The 20,228-nt window shown below is 67.3% G+C and carries 20 protein-coding genes; 10 read left to right on the top strand and 10 right to left on the bottom strand.

Going from position 1 to position 20,228, the window contains the following annotated elements:
* Positions 1–17: 17 nt before the first annotated feature.
* The 3 genes from P0Y33_RS13595 to P0Y33_RS13585 are packed head-to-tail and all read left to right on the top strand — an operon-like array spanning position 18 to position 2,333.
* Positions 18–164, top strand: a complete 147-nt coding sequence (locus P0Y33_RS13595) for a hypothetical protein (protein WP_279527936.1) — start codon at positions 18–20, stop codon at positions 162–164.
* Positions 157–1,821 (top strand): sodium/proline symporter, encoded by a 1,665-nt coding sequence (locus P0Y33_RS13590; protein WP_279527935.1) that lies wholly within the window; start codon positions 157–159, stop codon positions 1,819–1,821. Before P0Y33_RS13595 ends, P0Y33_RS13590 begins: the two co-directional genes overlap by 8 nt.
* Positions 1,821–2,333, top strand: coding sequence for a hypothetical protein (locus tag P0Y33_RS13585; protein ID WP_279527934.1), 513 nt, complete (start codon positions 1,821–1,823; stop codon positions 2,331–2,333). The genes P0Y33_RS13590 and P0Y33_RS13585 overlap by 1 nt, the downstream gene beginning before the upstream one ends.
* Before the next feature lie 127 nt (positions 2,334–2,460).
* On the opposite strand, the gene P0Y33_RS13580 is transcribed toward P0Y33_RS13585, so the two are convergent.
* The 8 genes from P0Y33_RS13580 to rnz all read right to left on the bottom strand — a co-directional run bounded on the left by P0Y33_RS13580 (position 2,461) and on the right by rnz (position 10,451).
* On the bottom strand, positions 2,461–3,330 hold the full coding sequence (locus P0Y33_RS13580) for a DUF7351 domain-containing protein (protein ID WP_279527933.1): 870 nt from the start codon (positions 3,328–3,330) through the stop codon (positions 2,461–2,463).
* Between the two features lie 63 nt (positions 3,331–3,393).
* Entirely contained in the window at positions 3,394–4,272 is an 879-nt protein-coding gene (gene rio1, locus P0Y33_RS13575) for a serine/threonine-protein kinase Rio1 (RefSeq protein ID WP_279530120.1), read from the bottom strand.
* Complete coding sequence (gene eif1A, locus P0Y33_RS13570) at positions 4,269–4,556, bottom strand: translation initiation factor eIF-1A (protein ID WP_279527932.1); 288 nt, start codon at positions 4,554–4,556, stop codon at positions 4,269–4,271. The genes rio1 and eif1A overlap by 4 nt, the downstream gene beginning before the upstream one ends.
* A gap of 167 nt (positions 4,557–4,723) precedes the next feature.
* Positions 4,724–5,707, bottom strand: a complete 984-nt coding sequence (locus tag P0Y33_RS13565) for a tyrosine--tRNA ligase (protein WP_279527931.1) — start codon at positions 5,705–5,707, stop codon at positions 4,724–4,726.
* A 53-nt stretch (positions 5,708–5,760) separates the two neighbouring features.
* Positions 5,761–6,222 carry a YbhB/YbcL family Raf kinase inhibitor-like protein gene (locus P0Y33_RS13560; protein ID WP_279527930.1) on the bottom strand — a complete coding sequence of 154 codons (462 nt, stop codon included), beginning with the start codon at positions 6,220–6,222 and terminating at the stop codon, positions 5,761–5,763.
* Between the two features lie 89 nt (positions 6,223–6,311).
* A complete protein-coding gene (locus P0Y33_RS13555) occupies positions 6,312–8,282 on the bottom strand; it encodes a DUF460 domain-containing protein (protein ID WP_279527929.1) in 1,971 nt (656 codons plus the stop codon).
* A 68-nt stretch (positions 8,283–8,350) separates the two neighbouring features.
* The gene (locus tag P0Y33_RS13550; RefSeq protein WP_279527928.1) at positions 8,351–9,136 is read right to left on the bottom strand and encodes a helix-turn-helix transcriptional regulator; all 786 of its coding nucleotides are present in this window, start codon (positions 9,134–9,136) and stop codon (positions 8,351–8,353) included.
* Between the two features lie 391 nt (positions 9,137–9,527).
* Positions 9,528–10,451, bottom strand: a complete 924-nt coding sequence (gene rnz / locus P0Y33_RS13545) for a ribonuclease Z (RefSeq protein WP_279527927.1) — start codon at positions 10,449–10,451, stop codon at positions 9,528–9,530.
* Positions 10,452–10,811: 360 nt separating this feature from the next.
* On the opposite strand from rnz, the gene P0Y33_RS13540 reads away from it, so the two are divergent.
* The 3 genes from P0Y33_RS13540 (at position 10,812) to P0Y33_RS13530 (ending at position 13,404) form a co-directional block, all read left to right on the top strand.
* Positions 10,812–11,903, top strand: a complete 1,092-nt coding sequence (locus tag P0Y33_RS13540) for a DUF4382 domain-containing protein (RefSeq protein WP_279527926.1) — start codon at positions 10,812–10,814, stop codon at positions 11,901–11,903.
* 62 nt (positions 11,904–11,965) lie between these two features.
* Positions 11,966–12,985: an AAA family ATPase gene (locus P0Y33_RS13535; RefSeq protein ID WP_279527925.1), complete on the top strand. Its 1,020-nt coding sequence runs from the start codon at positions 11,966–11,968 to the stop codon at positions 12,983–12,985.
* On the top strand, positions 12,982–13,404 hold the full coding sequence (locus tag P0Y33_RS13530; RefSeq protein ID WP_279527924.1) for an NUDIX domain-containing protein: 423 nt from the start codon (positions 12,982–12,984) through the stop codon (positions 13,402–13,404). The genes P0Y33_RS13535 and P0Y33_RS13530 overlap by 4 nt, the downstream gene beginning before the upstream one ends.
* On the opposite strand, the gene P0Y33_RS13525 is transcribed toward P0Y33_RS13530, so the two are convergent.
* Positions 13,397–14,359, bottom strand: a complete 963-nt coding sequence (locus P0Y33_RS13525) for a TIGR01177 family methyltransferase (RefSeq protein ID WP_279527923.1) — start codon at positions 14,357–14,359, stop codon at positions 13,397–13,399. The two genes, P0Y33_RS13530 and P0Y33_RS13525, sit on opposite strands and share 8 nt — an antisense overlap.
* Positions 14,360–14,447: 88 nt before the next feature.
* Between P0Y33_RS13525 and P0Y33_RS13520 the strand changes: the two genes are divergently transcribed.
* Positions 14,448–15,008: a TATA-box-binding protein gene (locus P0Y33_RS13520; protein ID WP_279527922.1), complete on the top strand. Its 561-nt coding sequence runs from the start codon at positions 14,448–14,450 to the stop codon at positions 15,006–15,008.
* 24 nt (positions 15,009–15,032) lie between these two features.
* Here the strand turns inward: P0Y33_RS13520 and hisG are convergent, their stop codons facing one another.
* Positions 15,033–15,902, bottom strand: a complete 870-nt coding sequence (gene hisG / locus P0Y33_RS13515) for an ATP phosphoribosyltransferase (RefSeq protein WP_279527921.1) — start codon at positions 15,900–15,902, stop codon at positions 15,033–15,035.
* A gap of 90 nt (positions 15,903–15,992) precedes the next feature.
* Here hisG and P0Y33_RS13510 point away from each other — a divergent pair, with 90 nt between their 5' ends.
* The 3 genes from P0Y33_RS13510 (at position 15,993) to P0Y33_RS13500 (ending at position 20,185) form a co-directional block, all read left to right on the top strand.
* Positions 15,993–17,285: an amidohydrolase gene (locus P0Y33_RS13510; protein ID WP_279527920.1), complete on the top strand. Its 1,293-nt coding sequence runs from the start codon at positions 15,993–15,995 to the stop codon at positions 17,283–17,285.
* A gap of 105 nt (positions 17,286–17,390) precedes the next feature.
* On the top strand, positions 17,391–18,740 hold the full coding sequence (locus tag P0Y33_RS13505; protein ID WP_279527919.1) for a DNA primase: 1,350 nt from the start codon (positions 17,391–17,393) through the stop codon (positions 18,738–18,740).
* A 161-nt stretch (positions 18,741–18,901) separates the two neighbouring features.
* Complete coding sequence (locus P0Y33_RS13500) at positions 18,902–20,185, top strand: adenosylhomocysteinase (protein WP_279527918.1); 1,284 nt, start codon at positions 18,902–18,904, stop codon at positions 20,183–20,185.
* The last annotated feature ends 43 nt before the right edge of the window (positions 20,186–20,228 follow it).

The raw sequence follows: 20,228 nt of genomic DNA, 5'->3' as shown, positions 1-20,228 counted from the left end.
GCCGGCATCAGGTGGTGATGACAACCGGAAACAGTGTGAATCTGTTACTCCTGTTCGGACCGTTCGCGGTGTACCTAGTGATGCTCGTCGTCTACTACGTCTGGGAGGGCCGGCGCGAACGTCGCCTCCACGAGAAGTACGGAACGGGGGAGGACCATGTCTAGCGGGATCGCCGGCTCGGCCGGGACGTGGGTGCTCGGCACCTTCGCGGCCTACCTCGTCATCCTCCTCGGCATCGGTCTCTACTCCTCGACACTGATGGACACGGTCGACGACTACGTCATCGGCGGCCGCGAAGTCGGTCCCGTCGTCACCGGCTTCTCCGAGCGCGCCTCCGAGATGAGCGGGTGGCTCACGCTCGGTGTCCCCGCCGACGCGTACAACACCGGCGTCATGGCGTTCTACAACGCACTCGGGATGATTCCCGCCGACCTCTTCGCGTGGGCGGGCATGGCCAAGCGCCTCCGGAAGTACTCCGAGATCGTCCGCGCGGTCACGCTCCCGACCTTCTTCGCGACGCGCCTGCAGGACGACACCGGTCTCGTGAAGGGCGTCTCCGCGGTCATGCTGATGCTCTTCGAGGGCGGCTACGTCGGCGCACAGATCGTCGCCGCCGGGACGCTCCTCCAGGTGCTGACCGGCGTCTCCCCGCTCGTCGGCATCCTCGCGGGTGGCGTCATCGTCGTCGGCTACACGATGCTCGGTGGCTACTTCGCCGTCGCGTGGTCCGACTACTTCCAGGGCGCCATCATCCTCGTCGCCTTCATCCTGCTCCCCATCATCGCGTTCACCTCCTACGGGCTCCCGTTCGGTGAACTCGCGAAGATGGGCAGCGGGAGTCTCACCAGCGTCACCGCCGGTATGACCGGGTGGGCGGCCGTCTTCGGCATCGTCAGCTACGCGGCCATCGGACTCGGCGTCCCCGGGAACCCCCACGTCATGGTCCGGTTCATGGGTATCGACAAGGTCGAGAACATCCGCCTCGCGGCGCTCGTCGCCCAGCTGTTCATGTTCGTCGCGTACATCGGGGCGGGCTTCGTCGGTCTCTACGGCCTCGTCATCTTCGGGGCGGGCCTCGAGAACACGGACAACGTGATGCCGATGCTCACCCTCGAACTCTTCCCCGGGTGGCTCGCCGGCGTCATCCTCGCCGCCGCACTCGCGGCGATGATGTCCAGCGCCGACTCGCAACTCCTCGTCGCCACCAGCGCCGTCGTAGAGGACGTCTACCACGGCTTCATCGACCCCGAGGCCGGTGAGGACAAACTCGTCCGCTACTCGCAGATCGTGACCCTCCTGCTCGGTGGCGGGAGCATCGTCTTCGCCTACCTCGCGAAGGAGACCCCCATCTACACGCTCGTCCTCGACTACGCGTGGGGCGGTCTCGGTGCCGCCATCGGCCCGACGCTCATCGCGGCGCTCTGGTGGAAACGCGTCACTGCCAAGGGGTCCGTCGCGAGCATGCTCGTCGGCTCGACGACGATGATCCTCTGGACGCAACTCTCGACCATCCTCGGTCTCCTCGGCCTGTCGGGTCTCGCCGAGGGGTCCGGGTTCGTCGCGAGCTTCCTCGGCGTCTACGGGCTCTTCCCCGCGTTCATCCTCTCGGTGATCGTGCTCGTCGTCGTCTCGCTCCTCACGAGTCCGCCCGAGGGCGTCGACGAACACTTCGACGTGTTCGACAAGCCCCTCTCGGTCGTGCTGGAGGAGGACTCCCCCGAGTACGCCACCGACGGCGGCCGCGACTACGCGCCGAAGGTGGTCACTGAGGACGACACCATCCGCGCACACGTCGACGACGCGGACTACTGGGACAACTGATGTCCGTCGACCACGACGCCGACACGTTCGCACGGACGCGACGCGAGGTCCGGGACGGAACGACCTCGCTCTCGGTCATCCCGCCGGCGATCGACCGCGAGGACGTCGAGTCGACCGGCCGAGTCGGTGCCGTCGCCTACCCCTACCGGGTCTACGAGGCGACCGTCACCGTCGGCCGGAAGTTCCTCCCGGAGCAGGAAGTGACGTACGTCGCCAGCGTCGACCGCTCCCGTCGCCTCGTCGTCCGGGCCGACACGATGCCGGACGTCGAGACCCGCGACGTCGAGGACGTGCTGGTGCTCCCCTCGGAACTCCCCGAGGACGTGTGTCACGAACGCGCCCGCGAGACCGTCTTCCAGTGGACGACGCGGAAGTTCGCGCTCGGGAGCGCACCGGACATCGACTTCGATCGCTCCGTCGACGCCTACAAGCTCTTCTGGCTGGCCGAGCGCCCCGACGGTGACGTCATCGTCGACAGCGTCGACGGCCAGGAGACCCGACTGGACGGCTGAGTCGGCGCGTCCGGTCACTTCTGTTCTCTATTCCGCGCAGTTCTGCCCGCCGTCCGCGGCGGCCGGTCGTTCGAGTTCCGACACCGCCGTCGGCGCCGGGAGTCGCCGGAGCAGAACTGCGTTTCTGTCAGCGGTCGGAGCGTTCGAAGGAGGCGACGGTGGCGTTCTCGTCGACGACGGCCGTCGCGGTGTCGCCGTCTACCTCGACCTCGACGCGGACGCGGAGTGGGTCCTCGGTGACGAGGTCGACCGAGTAGTCGTCCTGGGCGGCGGTGACGCGCCAGGTCGGCGTCGCGGTCGCGTCGACCCCGTGGTCGTAGTAGAAGCCCAACATCCCGGGGTGGAACAGCAACGGCGTCCCGGCCGAAGCGTAGGCGGCGTCGCCACACCGGGCGCACTCGAAGCGGGCACGGGCGGGTTCGTCCCGGTCGTCGGGGGCGAACAGTTCACCGTCCATCCGACCGGCGCAGACGGGACAGAACCCCGAGACGACGCGCTGGAAGGTGCTACGCATCCACCGGTCGAAGGTGGCGGGGAGGTCGTCGACGTCGTACTGGTCGAGCGCTCCCGGCGGGAAGGAGAAGCGGTTCTCCCACTCCCCACAGGATGGACAGTAGGTGTGGGCGTACTCGTCCTCGTACTCGGCGACGAGCGGCGACTCCCCACAACTCGGACAGGGGTCGTCGACCTCGACCGGGTCCAGTTCGGCGTCGGCCGTGTACGTCCCCGAGAAGAGCGCGCCGACGAGTTGCGCGCCGGCGAGGGTGAGTTCGTACCCGTCGTCGGTGTGGCGGACGAACTGTCCGACGAGTTTGCCGAGGTGGTAGTTGAACTTCCCCGAGTCGTGCTCGCCGACGCGCTCGCGGAGCGTCGAGAACGAGACGGGTTCGTCGGGCGTCTCCGCGAGGGCTTCGAGGATGTCGACGCGCAGTTCGTTGCCGAGGAGCGAGAAGACGTCCTCCGGAGGGGCGCGCTCGACGTGGACGGCGGCGGTCACGAACGAAGAGAGGGGAGAAGTGGTTATGGACTTATCGACAGGGTAGCGCCGGGCGCAGGCGGCTCAGGCGACCCCCTCGCCCTCCCGGGGGTCGGCCTCGGAGACGACGTAGTCGTAGAGGTCGTCGCCGTCGGCGTCGACGCCCTCGCGAGCGAAGAAGTTCGCCACGTTCCGGCAGTCCCGCCGGAGGAACTCCTCGCTGTTGGGGTGGTGGACCGTCACGGCCTGCCCGACGTCGATGACGACGAGTTCGCCGTCGTCGACGACGAGGTTGTACTCCGAGAGGTCGCCGTGGACGAGACCGGCGTCGTAGAGGCGCCGGATGTACTCGCGGACCACCTCGTAGGCCGTCTCGGGGTTTCCGAGGTCGGCGTCGTCGAGCGTGGGCGCGGCCCGAGTCTCGTCACCGAGGTACTCCATCACCAGCACGTTGCGCTGGACGGCGATTGGGTCGGGGACGCGGACGCCGGCCTTCTTCGCGCGCAGGAGGTTGCCGTACTCCTTTTTGACCCACGCGAGGACGACCCGCTTCTTGTCGCCGCGGATGTTCTCGAAACGGGGGTCGCCCTCCAGGTAGTCGCGCATCTGCCGGAAGTCGGAGGCGTTGATGCGGTAGACCTTGATGGCGACCGTCTCGTCCTCGGGTGCGAGCGCCTCGAAGACGTCGGCCTCCTTCCCCGTGGAGATGGGACCGCCGATGGCCTCGATGTAGCCGTCCTGGACCAGTTTGTAGAGGGCGGCGAAGGTGGCGTCGTCGAACACCCCACCGGTGACCTTGAACTGCTCCGTGTTCTTCAGGCGTTTACGGAACTCGGAGAACTCGCGGTCCTGCCGGCGGGCGATGCGGTCGGCTTCGGTGTCCGAGACGTCGAGTTGTTCCCACTCGTCGCCATCGACACCTTCCGTCTCTTCGACTAGTCCGAACTCTTCTCCAGCCACTATTGGATGTGCCCCTCTTCTTGCAGTTGTTCGGCGTCGGACTTCTCGTAGCGCCAGACGACGTCGGCCTTCTCGTCCTGCCAGTCCCACGGTTCGACGAGGACGATGTCGCCCTCACGGATCCAGATGCGCTTTTGCATCCGGCCGGGGATGCGAGCGGTGCGCTCTTTGCCGTCGGCGCATCGGACTTTGACTCGGTTCGCGCCGAGCATGTCCGTCACCTCGGCGAACACTTCGTCCTCGTCGGGCATCCGCAGGTTCTTGCGGCTCCCTTCGTCGTCGCTCATACTCGAATATTGGTGCGGGAGGTGTTTAAACCCGTGGGGAAGACGCTTGCGAGAATTCAAATACGGGAACGGAACCACTGGATGGCGTGCCCTGAGAACGGCACGGACCGGGCCGCGAAATCCGACGGCGCACCGGTTCGAGACGCGTCCGCGCCGTCGTGTTCGCCCTACTCGCCTCTGAGTTCGCGGAGTTTCTCGCGACCGGGTTCGACGAGTCGGTCGAGGTAGTCCGCGAGCGCCGACTTCGCGTCGGCCGGGTGGAGTTCGCCGGACTCCAGGTCCGCAGCCAGCGACTCGTAGTCCGTGTACTCGAGGTCGCCGCCGTACTGTTCGGGACGCTCGACGACGACCTCCTCGAAGCGTGGGAAGACGTGGTACTGGAACAGTTCCAGGACCGGGTTCACGAGGTCGCCCTCGGGGTCGCGCGTCGGCGGGCAGAACGCCGAGTTCACCTTCTCCTCGATCTCCTCGGTCGAGTCCTCCATCGAGATGGTCGTCCCCGTGCTGGAGGACATCTTTCCCTCGCCCGTCTCCAGGTCGCCGACGATGGGCGTGTGGAGACACGGTCGGGCCTCGTAGCCGACGTTCGGGAGTTCCTCGCGTGCGAGCATGTGGACCTTCCGTTGGTCCATCCCGCCGACCGCGAGGTCCAGGTCGAGGTACTCGATGTCGAGGGCCTGCATCAGCGGGTAGACGACGTGGCTCACCTTCGCGGTGTCGCCGCCCTGCAGTTCGGCCATCGCGCGCTGGGCGCGCTTGAGCGACGTCTCGACCTGCATGCTGTGGAGGTCGAGTTCGTAGTCCTCGTCGAGTTGGTAGGAGGAGCCGAGGACGAACTCGGTGTTCTCCTCGTCCAACCCGTAGGCGAGGAACTGCTCTTTCATCTGGTCGGCCGTGTCGCGGATCTCCTCGAACGTCCCCTTGTCGTTGAGGTAGGCGTGGACGTCCGCGAGGAGGACGACCACTTCGAAGCCGGCCTGCTGGAGGTCGATGAGTTTGTTCGCCGTCAGGAGGTGTCCGATGTGGAGGACGCCGGAGGGTTCGTAGCCGACGTAGGCCCGTTTCCCCTCGGGGTCGGCGGCGAGCGCCTCCACCTCCTCCTCGGTGACGACCTCCGCGGCGTTGCGGGTGACGAGGTCGTGAGTGTCCATAGGGGTGAAAAAACGGCCACTAAGGAAATGACTTCTGGAAGTGTGCCGGGCAGTCAGGGCGCGAACGTCCCGTCGAGTTCCGCCTCCGCGAGGACGTGGCCCGCCATCGCGTCTTCGAGGTCCGCCTTCGTCGACCCGGCCGGGAGGTCGAGTTCGGTGTCGAGCGCGTAGAGTCTGAACCGGTAGGTGTGCGGGCGATCCGGCGGATTCGGCCCGCCGTAGCCACGCTCGCCGTAGTCGTTCTGCCCCTCGACTGCGCCCTCGGACTCCGGCGACCACTCCTCGGGAATGTGTTCTCTCCCGGGGTCGACGTTCCAGACGACCCAGTGGTCCCACACCTTCCCCGCCGGTTCGACCGCGTCGGGGTCGTCGACGACGAGCGCCAGCGACTCGGTCTCGTCGGGCACGCCCGAGACGTCGAGCGGCGGGTTCACGTCCCTGGCCGTGTAGCCGTACTCGTCGGGAATCGGTTCGCCGTCGTCGAACACCGGACTCGTCAACTGGAGGTCGCTCACGCGTCGTTCACCTCGTCGGAGTGTCGCCCGTGACCGACAAAACTCTGGTCGCCACCCGGTCGCTCGACTGAGGGGGAGAAGAAGACCGCTCAGTCCCGGTCGGCCCGGTGTTCGCTGATGATCTGGTCGATCTGCTCTTCTTTCTGCTCCTTCTCGCGTTCGACGCGGCGGTCCTCCCAGTCGGCGATGGCGTCCTCGACGTCGTTCTCGACGGCGATAGCGAGGTCGTCTATCTCTCGGATACGGACGCCGTCGGCCTCTGCGACGGGGATGTCGTGCTCGAACAGCACCTCGTCGGCGGCGTCCGAGATGGCGCCGCCGGTCTTCAGGACGAGTCGCGGGTCGAACTCGGCGAGTCGTTCCGCGGTTCGGCGGCCCGCACCGGAGGCGTCACGGAGGAAGACGACGTCGCCCTGCGCGATGCCGTACTCCTCGTGGGTCGCCTCGAGGGCGTCCGTCGTGAACTTCGGGACGGGCTTGACCGCGACGAAGTTCCCCTCCGCGTCGACGCTCGAGAGGTTCGAGTGGTCGAGTTTCCAGATCTCCTTGAGGCGCTCGAACTTCTCGGACATCTCCTCGGCGCGCTCCTCGGCCGCTTCGAGTTGCTCTTCGAGTTGCGCGTTCTTCCACTCCAGTCGGGTAATCTCGCGACGTTCGCGGGCCTCCTTGCGCTCCTCGCGGCGGGCCTCGGAGAGTTCGTCTTCGAGTTCGTCGATACGCGCGTCTTTCTCCTCGACCGTCTCTTCGAGGTCCGAGACGTAGGACTTGAGACGCTCGACCTGGGACTCCAGGTCCCGGATGCGCTTCTCGTCGTCGGTGAGTTCGCGCTCGGTGTGTTCGGTCTCTTCCTCGTCTGCTTCCTCCTCGGTGCCCGTGAGGTCCGCGACGACCGCCTCGACGGACTCCTCGCCGCCGACGACCCGCGCGACGACCGTGTCGCGTTCGACCTGCGGGGGAATCTTCTGGGTTACCCGCCGAATCTGGTCGGCGTGGTCGTCGTGGGCGAACAGCGCCGCGGCCATCGCGTCGCGCTCGTGGTCGTTGTCGTAGCCCTCCTCGCGGGTCCGGTGTTGCTTCTCGTCGACCGGGAGGTCCGAGTCGGGTTCCCACCCGGCGGCGTCGAAACTCCGGCGGAACTTCTCGACTGTCTCGGGCATCGGGGTCACGTCGGCGGCGACGAGCACCGGCCGGCCGTGCTCGATGATCCACTCGATGACGTCGGCCGTGTCGGCGGTCCGGGTGCTCAGAACGTCGAGGACGCGCCCGTCGATGTCGACGAGGGCGACCGCGGTGGTGGTCCCAGGGTCGATGCCGACGAAGACGTGGTCGCGACGCCGCGCGAGCGGCCGGAACTCGATGCCGTCGCGGCGGACCGGTTCGACTTCGACGCGGGTGTCGCCCGAGCGGTGGCCGGAGACCGGTATCTCCTCCATCCGGCCCTGGACGGTGAAGACCGCGTTCGAGTAGCCGCCGTACTTCTCGGTGACGTCCTTCTCGTAGTCGAGACCGGCGCCGTCGAGTTCGCTCTCGACGTTCCGGGTCTCGCGTTTGACGTTGCCGTGGATGCGGCGGGTGTAGCGGTCCTGACTCCACCCGCCCTTCCCGGTCGAGCGACCGCGGGAGACCTTGATCTCGGTCTCGTCGGTGAACGCGGAGACCTCGTGGCCGACGTTGCGGGCGGCGAGGCGGGCGGCGGCCTCGGCCTCCTTCATCGGTTCCTTCCCGTAGGGTACGCCGTGGCGCTTGGCCACCCGCGAGAGGGGTTCGGGACGCTCGTCGCCGGTCACCTGGACGAGTTTCGTCGCCGCGGGGAGACCGCGGAGGAAGTGGACGAGCGCGTCCTTGTCCTCGGCCAGTTCGTACATGTTGTCGGTCGCGAGGATGTCGGGTTCGTCGCGCTCGACCAATCGGAGGAGTTTACGCCGGGAGACGACGTCGCGCTCGACGGACTCGCCGTCGAAGACGACGAGGGCGTAGGAGGGCGAATCGCCACGCACGTCGCCGGACTGGACGTCGACGCCGTAGACCAGCGCGTCCAGCGCACTCGTACGGGTACTCACGGTCTCCGTGTACGGGATTGTGAAATATAAGTTCACGGCGAGACGCCGGAAATCGCCGGCTGTCGGCCTCAGCCCTGGACCGGTTCGGCGTCGGCGAGGTAGGCGTCGTAGCGGTCGGCGACCCACTCGACGGCCGTCGGGTGCGTCGTGTCGATGACGCCGCGGAGTCCACCGCCGGGCGCGTAGACGACGAGCAGCGCGCGGCGCTCGGGTTCGGTGACGACGATGCCGGTGTAGGTGATCTCGGCGTCGGTGAGGAAGAACGTCGCGTTCTCGGCGTCGAGGACCTCGGTGAACTGCTCGGTGAAGTCCTCGGTGACCGGGTCGAGCATCGACTCGCTGAGGAGGAGGTCCGCCTGCAACCCACCCTCGACGATCTCCTGATGGAACGTCTCGACGTACTCCGGGAAGACGACGAGCGAGAACCCACGGAGGACGTCCGCCTCCTGGACGACCTCCTCGAAGCGGCGGAGCGGCTGGTTCGGGGCGACCGGGTTCGACCGGATGACGTCCGCGTCGGCGAATATCTCCGGCGGCGGGAGTTCGTCGTGGTCGAGATCGTCGAAGAGGTCGCCGCCGTCGTAGAGGTGTCCGGAGAGGTCGGCCGCCTCGCGGTAGAGTTCGGCGTGGAAGCGGCCGGTCGCGGTGAGGCGGTATCCCTCCTCACAACGCTCGACGAGGTCGTAGTCGCGGAGCTGACGCGCCCGCCGGTAGACCGTCTTGGGAGAGAGGTCGAGTTCGCACGCCAGCGCCTGCTTCCGAGCGGGGCCGTCGAGGAGCCGCTCGAGGAGGTCGGCGTTGTCCGCGAGCGACTTGAGGACGGGGGCGACGCCTTCGTCTGGCCGATCTGCCATCACCCCGACTTACACACGGACGGTGTTAAGCTTAATCGCATTCGGCTAGGTGGGTGGACAAAATCTGTCGGGTGGGGACAGGACGTGGGGACCGTAGCACCGAGCACGTCCCGACGTGTCGGTAGGTAAGTAGAAGGAGGAACGTGGCCTACGGTGGATTGGGGCAGTCGCCCCGCCCGAGCCGCATCCGGTACACCGCCGGAATACCGTTCGGCCGTCCCACCCGGCTGAACGACTGCCAGGACGCCGGTCGGTCCCCACCACCGATTCGGCGTCGAAGACCCGTCGACGGGCCTCTGCCGAGCACCCGTCGACACGGGAGCGTCCGTCGAGTCGAAGCCCACCCCACCGTTCCACCCTGCGTCTCCGGGCGCTCCCCCCGCCGTGCCTTTTACTCCGGAAACGGGACGTCGAGTTCGTAGCCGTCGTGTGCGACGAACGTCTCGCCCGAGAACACCGACTCCGCCTGGTCTTTCAACATCCCGACGTCGCCCGCGTAGCGCGAGGAGATGTGCGTCAGCGCGAGTCGTCGCACGTCCGCCCAGTCGGCGATTTCCCCGGCCTCGCCGGCCGTCGAGTGGCCGGTCGTCCGGGCGCGGTCCGTCATGTCGTCCGAGAAGGTGGCGTCGTGGATCAGCAGGTCGGCGTCCTCGGCCGCCTCGACGGTCGCGTCGACCGGTCGGGTGTCCCCCGTGTAGACGACCGTCCGGCCCGGACGCGGGTCGCCGACGACCTGCTCGGGTTCGACGACGGTCCCGTCTTCGAGTTCGACCGGTTCGCCCTCGTGGAGCGTCGAGAACTTCGGGCCGACGGGAACGCCGAGTTCTTCTGCGTGTTCGCGGTCGAACCGTCCCTTCCGGTCGAACTCGTCGAGGACGTAGCCAACCGCGCGGGTCCGGTGCTGGACCTCGAACGCCCGAATTTCGTACTCCTCGCGCTCGACTGCGACGTCGCCTGCCGACACCTCGTTCAGGTGCACCGGAAACGAGGGGGTCGAGCCGACCGCGTGGACGAGGTCGTCGAGGTTCGAGGCGGTCCCCTGCGGGCAGTGAATCGTCAGTGGGTCGTCACGACCGTTGAAGTCCCAGGTCTGAACGAGTCCCGGGAGTCCGAGGACGTGGTCGCCGTGGGCGTGCGTGACGAAGATGTCCGAGACGTCGAAACCGACGCCGAAGCGCATCATCTGCCGTTGGGTCCCCTCGCCCGCGTCGAAGAGGAGAGAGTCGCCCTCTCGGCGGACGAAGACGGAACTCGGACTCCGTTCCGTGGTCGGAACGGCCCCGCTGGTCCCGAGAAAGGTGACGCGAAGAGTCATGGTCGAGACGAAGGGTGGGATGGGTAAACCCGCTTCGGAAGGCAGGAGATTCGGAACGAGCGACCGCAGGGAGCGAGTGAGAATCTCCGAACGACGAGCGGGAGCGAACGAGTGAAGCGAGTGACGCGACACGCGAGTAGCGAGATTCGGAACGAGCGAGATTCGGAGACAACGAACATCGTGAGCCGTCGAGAATCTCGGGAACGCGAACGGGAAGGAGCGAACGCGACGACCCGTGAGCCACCGCAGGGAGCGAGTGAGAATCTCCGAACGGTGAGCGCCGACGGACGTGTTAGCGCCTCAATCGTTTCAGCGCGATGGCCACCGGACTTTACACGCTCGATGGACGATGGACGAGACATGGCACGAAAAGCATTAGCTGCGGTCGCGATGGCCGCCCTCCTCGTCCTCGCCGGTTGTGCCGGCGGACCGGGCGGCACGACGACGCAGACGACGACACAGCAGACGACCACGACGCAGACCGCCGAACGCACTGGGACGGTCAACTTCTACGTGAGCGACCGACCGGGCGCCATCGAGGACTTCGCGAGCCTGAACGTCACCGTCACGCAGATCGGACTCCACCGGGCGAACGTCAGCGAGTCCGGGACGAGCGACGGCGAGACGAACGAGAGCGCCGCGGTCGTCGTCCGGCAGGCGAACAACACCACGACGACCACGACGTCGGAGAACGAGACGACCACGACCACCACGACGAACGAAACGACGACCACCACGACAGCCGGTGACGGCGACGAGAAGGCCGGCGACGGCTACAAGGGCAAGTCGTGGATCCTGAAGGACATCGACGACACCACGGTCGACCTGACCGAACTGCAGGGCGAGAACGCCACGCTGCTCGGCGACCTGCAGGTCCCCGCCGACGACTACGACAAGGTGTTCGTCTACGTGAAGAACGCCGAGGGGACGCTGAAGTCCGGTGAGCACGTGGACGTGAAGGTCCCGAGCCAGAAGCTCCAGGTCCACTCCGAGTTCACCGTCGCGCCCAACGAGACCGTCACGTTCGTCTACGACATGATGGTCCACCAGGCGGGCGACAAGTACATCGTCCGACCGGTCATCAGCCAGACCGGCGCCGGCAAGGACGTGAAAGCAGTCGAGAAGAAGGACGCGAAGCAGAAGGGTGAAGCCGCGTTCGACGTCTCGCACACGAACCTCACCGTCGGCGAGAACGCCACGTTCACCGTCACGAAGAACGGCTCCGCCGTCGCGAACGCGACCGTGAAGGTGAACGGCGAGACCGTCGGCGTCACCAACGCCAGCGGGCAGGTCGTCGCCCACATCCCCGACGAGACCGTCGAAGTCGTCGTGGTGAAGGGCGAGTACGAGACGGAAGTCGTCTTCGAGGCCGAGAAGCAGGCGAAGGACGGCGACAAGAAGGACGGACAGACGACCACGACTACGACAACGACGACCACGACGTCGGGCTGACGGACCGCCCGCGTCGCGGCTAACCGACCGATTCTTTTCCGCCGAGCGGCTACGGAGTCATAATGGACGCTCCGCTCTGGACCGACGTGCACGCGCCGTCGCTCGACGACCTCCCGCAGGAGGAGGTCCGCGACCGCCTGCACGACGCCGTCGACGAACCCGTGAACCTCGTGATCCACGGTCCCGTGGGCGCGGGGAAGACGGCCGCCGTCCGCGCGCTCGCCGACGCCGCCCACGAGGACGAGTCCGACCTCGTGGAGTTGAACGTCGCCGACTTCTTCGACATGACCAAGAAGGAGGTCGCCAACGACCCCCGCTTCGAGCACTTCATCTCGCCGAAGCGCCGCCGCAACTCCTCGAAGGCGGACCTCATCAACCACGTCCTCAAGGAGTCCGCGAGCTACCCGCCGGTGTCGGGGAGCTACAACACCATCCTCCTCGACAACGCCGAGGCCATCCGCGAGGACTTCCAGCAGGCGCTCCGCCGCGTGATGGAACGCCACCACGAGGCGACGCAGTTCGTCATCACGACGCGCCAGCCCACGAAGCTCATCCCGCCCATCCGCTCGCGGTGTTTCCCCGTCTCGGTGCGTGCGCCGACGACCGAGGAGACCGTCTCCGTCCTCGAAGACATCGTCGAAGCCGAGGACGTCGACTACGACGACGACGGCCTGCGCTACGTCGCGGGCTACGCCGGCGGGAACCTCCGGAAAGCCATCCTCGCCGCCCAGGCCGCCTACGAGGAGGCCGACGAGGTCACGATGGACGCCGCCCACGGCGCCCTGCAGGACGTCGGCGCGGACGACCAGATCAAGGAGATGCTCGACGACGCCGAGGCCGGCGAGTTCACGGACGCACGCAAGACGCTCGACGACCTCCTCGTCGACGAGGGGATGGACGGCGAGGAGATCCTCCGCGACGTCCTCCGCATCGGGCGCTCCCGCTACGGCGGCGACGAGTTGGCCGAACTCCACCGCTTCGCGGGCGAGATCGACCTCGACCTGAACGAGGGGACCAGCGACCGCGTCCACCTCTCGCACCTCCTCGCCGAACTCGGCCGGGAGGGTGGACTGACCCAGTGACCGACGGCGAATCCCGCCCCGTCCGGGCGACGGTAAAGGGACGCGTCCGGCGCGATGGCCGGTTCCTGTTGCTCCAGCAGGACGCCACCGGCGACGGCGAGTACGTCTGGGTCCTCCCCGGCGGCGGCGTCGAGCACGGCGAGACGTTCGAGAACGCCCTCACTCGCGAGATTCGAGAGGAGACGAGCCTCGACGTCGACGTCCGGGACGTCGTCGGCGCGTACACCTTCCAGTTCCCGGCGTCGAGAGGCGACGAGACGGTCCACGCCTGCGCGACGGTCTTCGACTGCGTCGCCCCCGAGGGCGAGGCGGACTGGGCCGACGAACCCGAGGACGAACCCATCGTCGACGCGCGGTGGGTGACCGCTGACGAGGCGGCGACGCTACCCCTCGGGTTCGACACCGAGTTACTCAGGTGAGAACCAGGACGTAGCGCACCAGCGAGCGGTGGACCCGCCGCTGGAAGCGCGCCGTGACCTCCCAGCCAGCGTCCTCGGCGACGGCGTCCCACTCGCGGTCGGCGACGAGGACACACCGGTCGGCGACGCGGTTCGCCTCTGCGAGCGCGTTCGCCACGAGGTCTTCGAGGGAGTGCGTCTCGATCTTCGACTGGCGGCCGTAGGGGGCGTCGAAGACGGCGGCGTCGACCGCACTGTCTTCGAGTGGGAGGCGGGTCGCGTCGGCGCGGGCGACGTCGAAGTCGTCGAGGAAGTAGTCGAGGTTCTCACGGGCGCCGCGGACCATCTTCGCCTGTGCGTCGGTCCCGACGACGTCCGCACCGACGAGACCGCCCTCGATGAGGACGCCGCCCGTACCGCACATCGGGTCGAGCAGGCGGTCGCCCTCGTCGACGTGGGCGAGGTTGACCAGTGCGCGGGCGAGCAGGGGGTCCATGCTCCCGGGTTGGAAGAACGGGCGGTCGGTGGGCTTGCGCTCGCCGAAGTCGCGTTCGCTCTCGACGAGGAGCCACCCGAGGGCGCAGACGTCGTCCGAGAGACAGACCCGCAGTTCGTGGTCGGGGTCGTCGAGGTCCACCTCGAAGCCGCGTTCGACGAGGACACTCCCGAGTTCGCGCTCGACCGCTTGGGTGCTCACGCCGGTGCTCGAGCGGACGTCGCGGGCGCGGACGGCGACGCTCCCCTCGCGGTCGATGGACGCCGCTTCGAGGAGCGTGCGCGCCGAGTCGAGCGACGCCTCGGTCCGGCCGACGAGTTCGCTCGCGCGGTGGGTGTACGCGAGCGTCCGAGCGCGCTCGGCGTCGAGCGTGCGCGCCGTCGCGAGTCCGGGCGCGAACCGTTCGACCCCGCCGGCGGCCGCTCGGGCCTCCGAAGCGGCGAATTCGTCGTCCTCGCCGCCGAGTTCGAGCAGGTACACACCGGGAGTTGGGCGGGGGAGTATTTGAGTCACACGTCGCCGGACTACCAAACTTTATAAGCCTTAAATACGAGATTTAAGTCGTACGATGACCGACCCCAAGGAAACCATAAACATTGAAAACGTCGTCGCTTCCACCGGAATCGGGCAGGAGCTCGACCTGCAGAGCGTGGCGATGGACCTCGAAGGGGCGGACTACGACCCCGAGCAGTTCCCGGGCCTCGTCTACCGCACCCAGGATCCGAAGTCCGCGGCGCTCATCTTCCGCTCCGGCAAGATCGTCTGCACGGGCGCGAAGAGCACCGCAGACGTCCACGAGAGCCTCCGAATCGTCTTCGACAAGCTCCGCGAACTCGACATCCAGGTCGAGGAGGAGCCCGAAATCGTCGTCCAGAACATCGTCACGAGCGCGGACCTCGGTCGCCAGCTCAACCTGAACGCCATCGCCATCGGTCTCGGTCTCGAGAACATCGAGTACGAGCCCGAGCAGTTCCCCGGTCTCGTCTACCGCCTCGACGAACCGGAGGTCGTCGCGCTCCTGTTCGGCTCCGGCAAACTCGTCATCACCGGCGGCAAGAAGCCCGAGGACGCCGAGGAAGCGGTCGACAAGATCGTCTCCCGCCTCGAAGAACTCGGCCTGCTGGAGTAGCGCTGTTCTCTCGCTTTTTCGACCCTACTCGACCAGTCGCTCGATCTCCGTGACGAGGATGTCACTCGCACCGACCTCCTTCAGTCGCGTGATGGTCTCGAACACCTCGCGTTCGTCGACGACCGCGTGGACCGCGACGGCCCCCTCACCCTCGCCGTCGACCTCGTCGGCGTCGATGTCCATGACGGTCGGGCCGCCCATGCCGGGGAGGACGTCCTCCACGTCGTCGAGTTTCGCCCGCGGCGCGTTGAGCATCAGGTAGCGTTTGTCCTCGGCCGTGAGCACGGACTGGAGCGCCGTCTCGACCTGCCCGACCTTCTCGTCGTCACGGACGTCGTCGCGGGCGAAGAGACGGACGGAGGAGGAGAGCACTTCGTCGACGATTTCGAGACGGTTCACCTTCAGCGTCGTCCCCGTCGAGGTGATGTCGATGATGGCGTCGGCCATGTCGACGTGCGGCGTGAGTTCGGTCGCCCCGGTCACCTCCACGATTTCGGGCGAGACGTCGAGGTCCGCGAAGTAGTCGCGGGCGACGCGCGGGAACTCCGTGGCGACCGTCTTCCCTTCCAGGTCGTAGACGTCGGTGATGTCGCCCTCCTCGGGCGCGGCGAGGACGAGGCGACACTTCCCGTAGCCGAGGTCCAGCAGTTCTGAGACGTTCTCGACGCCGGACTCGCAGTGCTGGTCGTAGCCCGTGATGCCGAGGTCCGCCGCGCCGTCCGCGACGTACTCGGGGATGTCGGCGGCGCGGGCGAACAACACGGTGATGTCCGGGTCGACGGTGTCGGCGTACAGTTGGCGCTCGGAGACGTTCTCGACGGACAGGCCCGCCCGGTCGAGCAGGTCCAGCGTCGGGTCGTGGAGACGGCCCTTGTTGGGCACGGCGATGCGCATGGTCGTGGTGTTGGAGTCGGGGGAGGAACTAGCTTTTCCCTCGGGACCGAACCCAACAGATTGACAGCGGCTACCCTCGAAACCCGGAGCATGACCGACACGCTCCGAATCGGCGGCGGCCACGTCCTCCGCCCCGACATGTCCGTCGAGGAGGCCGACGTCCTCGTCGACCGCGTCTCCGGCGAAATCCTCGAAGTGGGCGACGTCCCCGGCGGCGACGCGACGCTCGACGCCTCCGGCGGGCTAGTGATGCCCGGACTCGTCAACGCCCACACGCACACCGCGATGACTCTCTTGCGGGGGTACGCCGACGACAAACCCCTCGAAACGTGGCTCCGCGAGGACATCTGGCCCGCCGAGGGCGAACTCACCCCCGAGGACGTCCGCGCCGGCACCGACCTCGCGCTGCTGGAGATGATCGAGTCCGGCACCACCGGCTTCGCGGACATGTACTTCCACATGCCGGAGGTCGTCGACGCGGTCGACGAGGCCGGCCTGCGAGCACGCATCGGCCACGGCGTCGTCACCGTCGGCAAGGACGAGGACGAGGCCCGCGCCGACAACGAGGAGAGCCTCGAAGTCGCCCGCGAGTACGACGGTGCCGCCGAGGGCCGCGTCTCGACGGCCTACACGCCCCACAGCCTCACCACCGTCGGCGAGGAGTTCCTCGTGGAGTTCACCGAAGAGGCCCGCGACGAGGGGATTCCCCTCCACTTCCACGCCAACGAGACCGAGGACGAGGTCGACCCCATCCTCGCCCAGGAGGACCAGCGACCGCTCGCCTACGCCGACGACCTCGGCATGCTCACCGACGAGGACTGGGTCGCCCACGGCGTCCACGTCGACGACACCGAAATCGACCTGCTCGCCGAGCGCGGGACGGCCGTCGTCCACTGCCCGGCCTCGAACATGAAACTCGCGAGCGGTGCGGCACCCGTCCAGGACCTCCTCGACGCGGGCGTGACCGTCGGTCTCGGCACGGACGGCGCGGCCTCGAACAACGACCTCGACATGTTCGACGAGATGCGCGACGCCGCGATGCTCGGCAAACTCTCGACCGGGGACGCGAGCGCCGTACCCGCCGAGGCGGTCGTGGAGATGGCGACCGCGGGGAGCGCCGACGCGCTGGGCTTCGACGCCGGCCGAATCGAGGAAGGCCGGAAGGCGGACCTCGCGGTCGTCGACTTCGAGACGGCGCGGCTCACCCCGGTCCACGACTACGTCTCGCACCTCGCGTACGCCGCGAGCGGAGCGGACGTCCGCCACACCGTCTGCGACGGCCAGGTGCTCATGCGCGACGGCGAGGTGCAGACTCTCGACGCCGAGGCGGTCCGCGAGCGCGCCGCCGACCACGCCGAGCGTGTCACCGAACGGGCCGGCTGAGTCGAGAACCGCCGCGTTAAACTTTCCTGAACAGTTCTGTCGGGTTTCAACGGGAGCGAACGGCTTGCCGGGTTTATCCCGTTGTAGGCGATAGGGAGAGACGAGATGAGTGCGAAGAAACTTCGGACACTGCTGGTCGCGACGATGCTCCTCGTCGCGGCAGGAGGCACAGTCTTCGCGGGTGCCGCGGCCGCCGCCGAGGGAGACCTCTCGGTCGGCGTCGCACAGCCCGCTCCCGGTGACGACGCGACGGTCACCGTCACCGCGAACAACACCACCGTCGCCAACGCCACGGTGGAGGTCACCGCGCTGAACAACTCCACCTACGCGGGTGAAGGGACGTACACGACGGACGAGAACGGCACCGTCACCCTCACCGCACCCGCCGAGAACGTCACCGTCGAGGTGACCGCGACCCACAACAACACGAGCGCCACCACGACCGCGACGCTCTACGCCGCGCAGAACGAGACCGACTCGACCGACCTCTCGGTCGACGTCTCGCAGTCCGCCGGTGAGAACGCGACCGTGACGGTCACCTCGAACGGGTCCGCCGTCGCGAACGCCTCGGTCGACGTCACGGCGCTGAACAACACCTCCTACGCGGGTGAAGGCCCCTACACGACGGGCGAGAACGGTACGGTCACCCTCCCCGCACCGGACCAGAACGTCACCGTCGAAGTGACGGCGACGGCCAACAACGAGAGTGCGACGACGACCACGACGCTCGTCGCCGCGCAGAACGAGACTGACTCGACCGACCTCTCGGTCGGCGTCTCGCAGTCCGCTGCCGGCGAGTCCGCGACCGTCACCGTCACCGCGAACGGCACCGCCGTCGCGAACGCCTCGGTCGACGTCACGGCACTGAACAACTCCACCTACGCGGGTGAAGGCACCTACACGACCGGCGAGAACGGCACGGTCACCCTCCCCGCGCCGGACGAGAACGTCACCGTCGAGGTGACGGCGACGGCCGACAACCAGAGCGCGACGACGACCGTCACGCTCTACGGTGAGCAGAAGGCCTTCGAGAACGAGTCGCTCCAGTTCGGTCAGCGCGTCTCCGCGCTCATCCACTTCCTGCAGAGCCACGACGCGATGAGCGGCGACAACGTCTCCGAGTGGGTCACCGAGCACAACCCCGGGAAAGCCGACGAGAAGCGCCCGGACCACGCCGGCCCGCAGAACGAGACCGACGGGAACGAAACCGACGAGAAGGACAACGGCAAGCCCGCCTGGGCCGGTAACGACGGGAACGAAACCGACTCCGACGAGAAGGACCGCGGCAAGCCCGCCCACGCCGGCAACGGTGACGACGCCGAGAACGAGACCGAATCCGGCGACGACCACGGCAAGCCCGCTCACGCCGGTAACGACGAGAAGGAAGACGATAGCGACGACGGCGACGACGAGAAGGGCCACGGCAACGGTCACGGCAAGGCCAAGGGCCACTGATCGGTCGGCTCTGCTGACCGCTCTCGGTCCCTTTTCTCTCCAACTATCGGAATCACCGCTGGTGGGACTCCCCCACCGGCGCACTCCGAGGCACCGACACCTCGTCGAGTTCTGCGAGCGTGTTCGGTAGGGTTTTGAGTTCCGTCCGCTTGTTCTCCCGTATGAAGACGGCAGCACCCATCAGCGAACGCCTCGACGACGTCGAGGCGAAGCGCGACTCCGGGCGCCAGAAGATCGACTGGGCACTCGAACACATGCCCATCGTCTCGAACCTCGCCGAGGAGTTCGAGGCGGAGAAACCGTTCCTCGACCAGACCATCGGGATGGCCCTCCACGTGGAGGCCAAGACCGCCGCGCTGGTCGAGACGCTCGCGAACGGCGGCGCCGAAGTCGCCATCACCGGCTGTAACCCCCTCTCGACCCACGACGACGTGAGCGTCGCCCTCGACGCCCACCCGAACATCACCTCCTACGCGGAGCACGGCATCGACGACGAGGAGTACTACGAGGCCATCGACGCGGTCATCGACCACGAACCCACCATCACGGTCGACGACGGCGGCGACCTCGTCTTCCGCATCCACGAGGAGTACCCCGAACTCATCGACAACATCGTCGGCGGGTCGGAGGAGACCACCACGGGCGTCCACCGCCTCCGCGCGATGGACGAGGACGGCGCCCTCGAGTACCCGATGTTCAACGTGAACGACACGCCGATGAAACACCTCTTCGACAACGTCCACGGCACCGGCGAGTCCGCACTCGCCAACATCGCCATGACGACGAACCTCTCGTGGGCCGGTAAGACCGTCGTCGTCGCCGGCTACGGTTATTGCGGGAAGGGCGTCGCGAAGAAGGCCGCCGGCCAGGGTGCGAACGTCGTCGTCACCGAGATCGACCCCCGCCGCGCCCTCGAAGCCCACATGGAGGGCTACGACGTCATGTCGATGGACGAGGCCGCCAGCGAGGGCGAGGTGTTCGTCACGACGACGGGCAACCGCGACGTCCTCACCGCCGACCACTTCGAGGCCATGCAGGACGGCGTCGTCCTCGCGAACGCCGGCCACTTCGACATCGAAATCAACATCGAGCAACTCGAAGAACTCGCCGTCTCCACCCAGGAGGTCCGCGAGGGCGTCCAGGAGTACGAACTCGTCGACGGCACCCGCGTGAACGTCCTCGCCGAGGGCCGCCTCGTCAACCTCGCCTCGCCCGTCTCGCTGGGCCACCCCATCGAGGTCATGGACCAGTCCTTCGGCATCCAGGCCGTCTGCGCCCGCGAACTCGTCGAACACGGCGACGACTACGACGCCGGTCTCCACGAGGTCCCCGACGCCCTCGACCGCGAGGTCGCCGAGATCAAACTCGACGCCGAGGGCATCGACCTGGACGAACTCACGGACGTCCAGCGCGAGTACATGAACAGTTGGCGGCACGGTACCTGAGCACCCACTTTTGTCGTTCGGGAGAGCTTTGCTCTCCCGTGAT

The sequence above is a fragment of the Halospeciosus flavus genome (genome assembly GCF_029814175.1).
Classification (GTDB): Archaea; Halobacteriota; Halobacteria; order Halobacteriales; family Halobacteriaceae; genus Halospeciosus; species Halospeciosus flavus.
The sequence above is the reverse complement of the archived record's forward strand: the minus strand, read 5'-3'. Positions and strand labels throughout refer to the sequence as shown.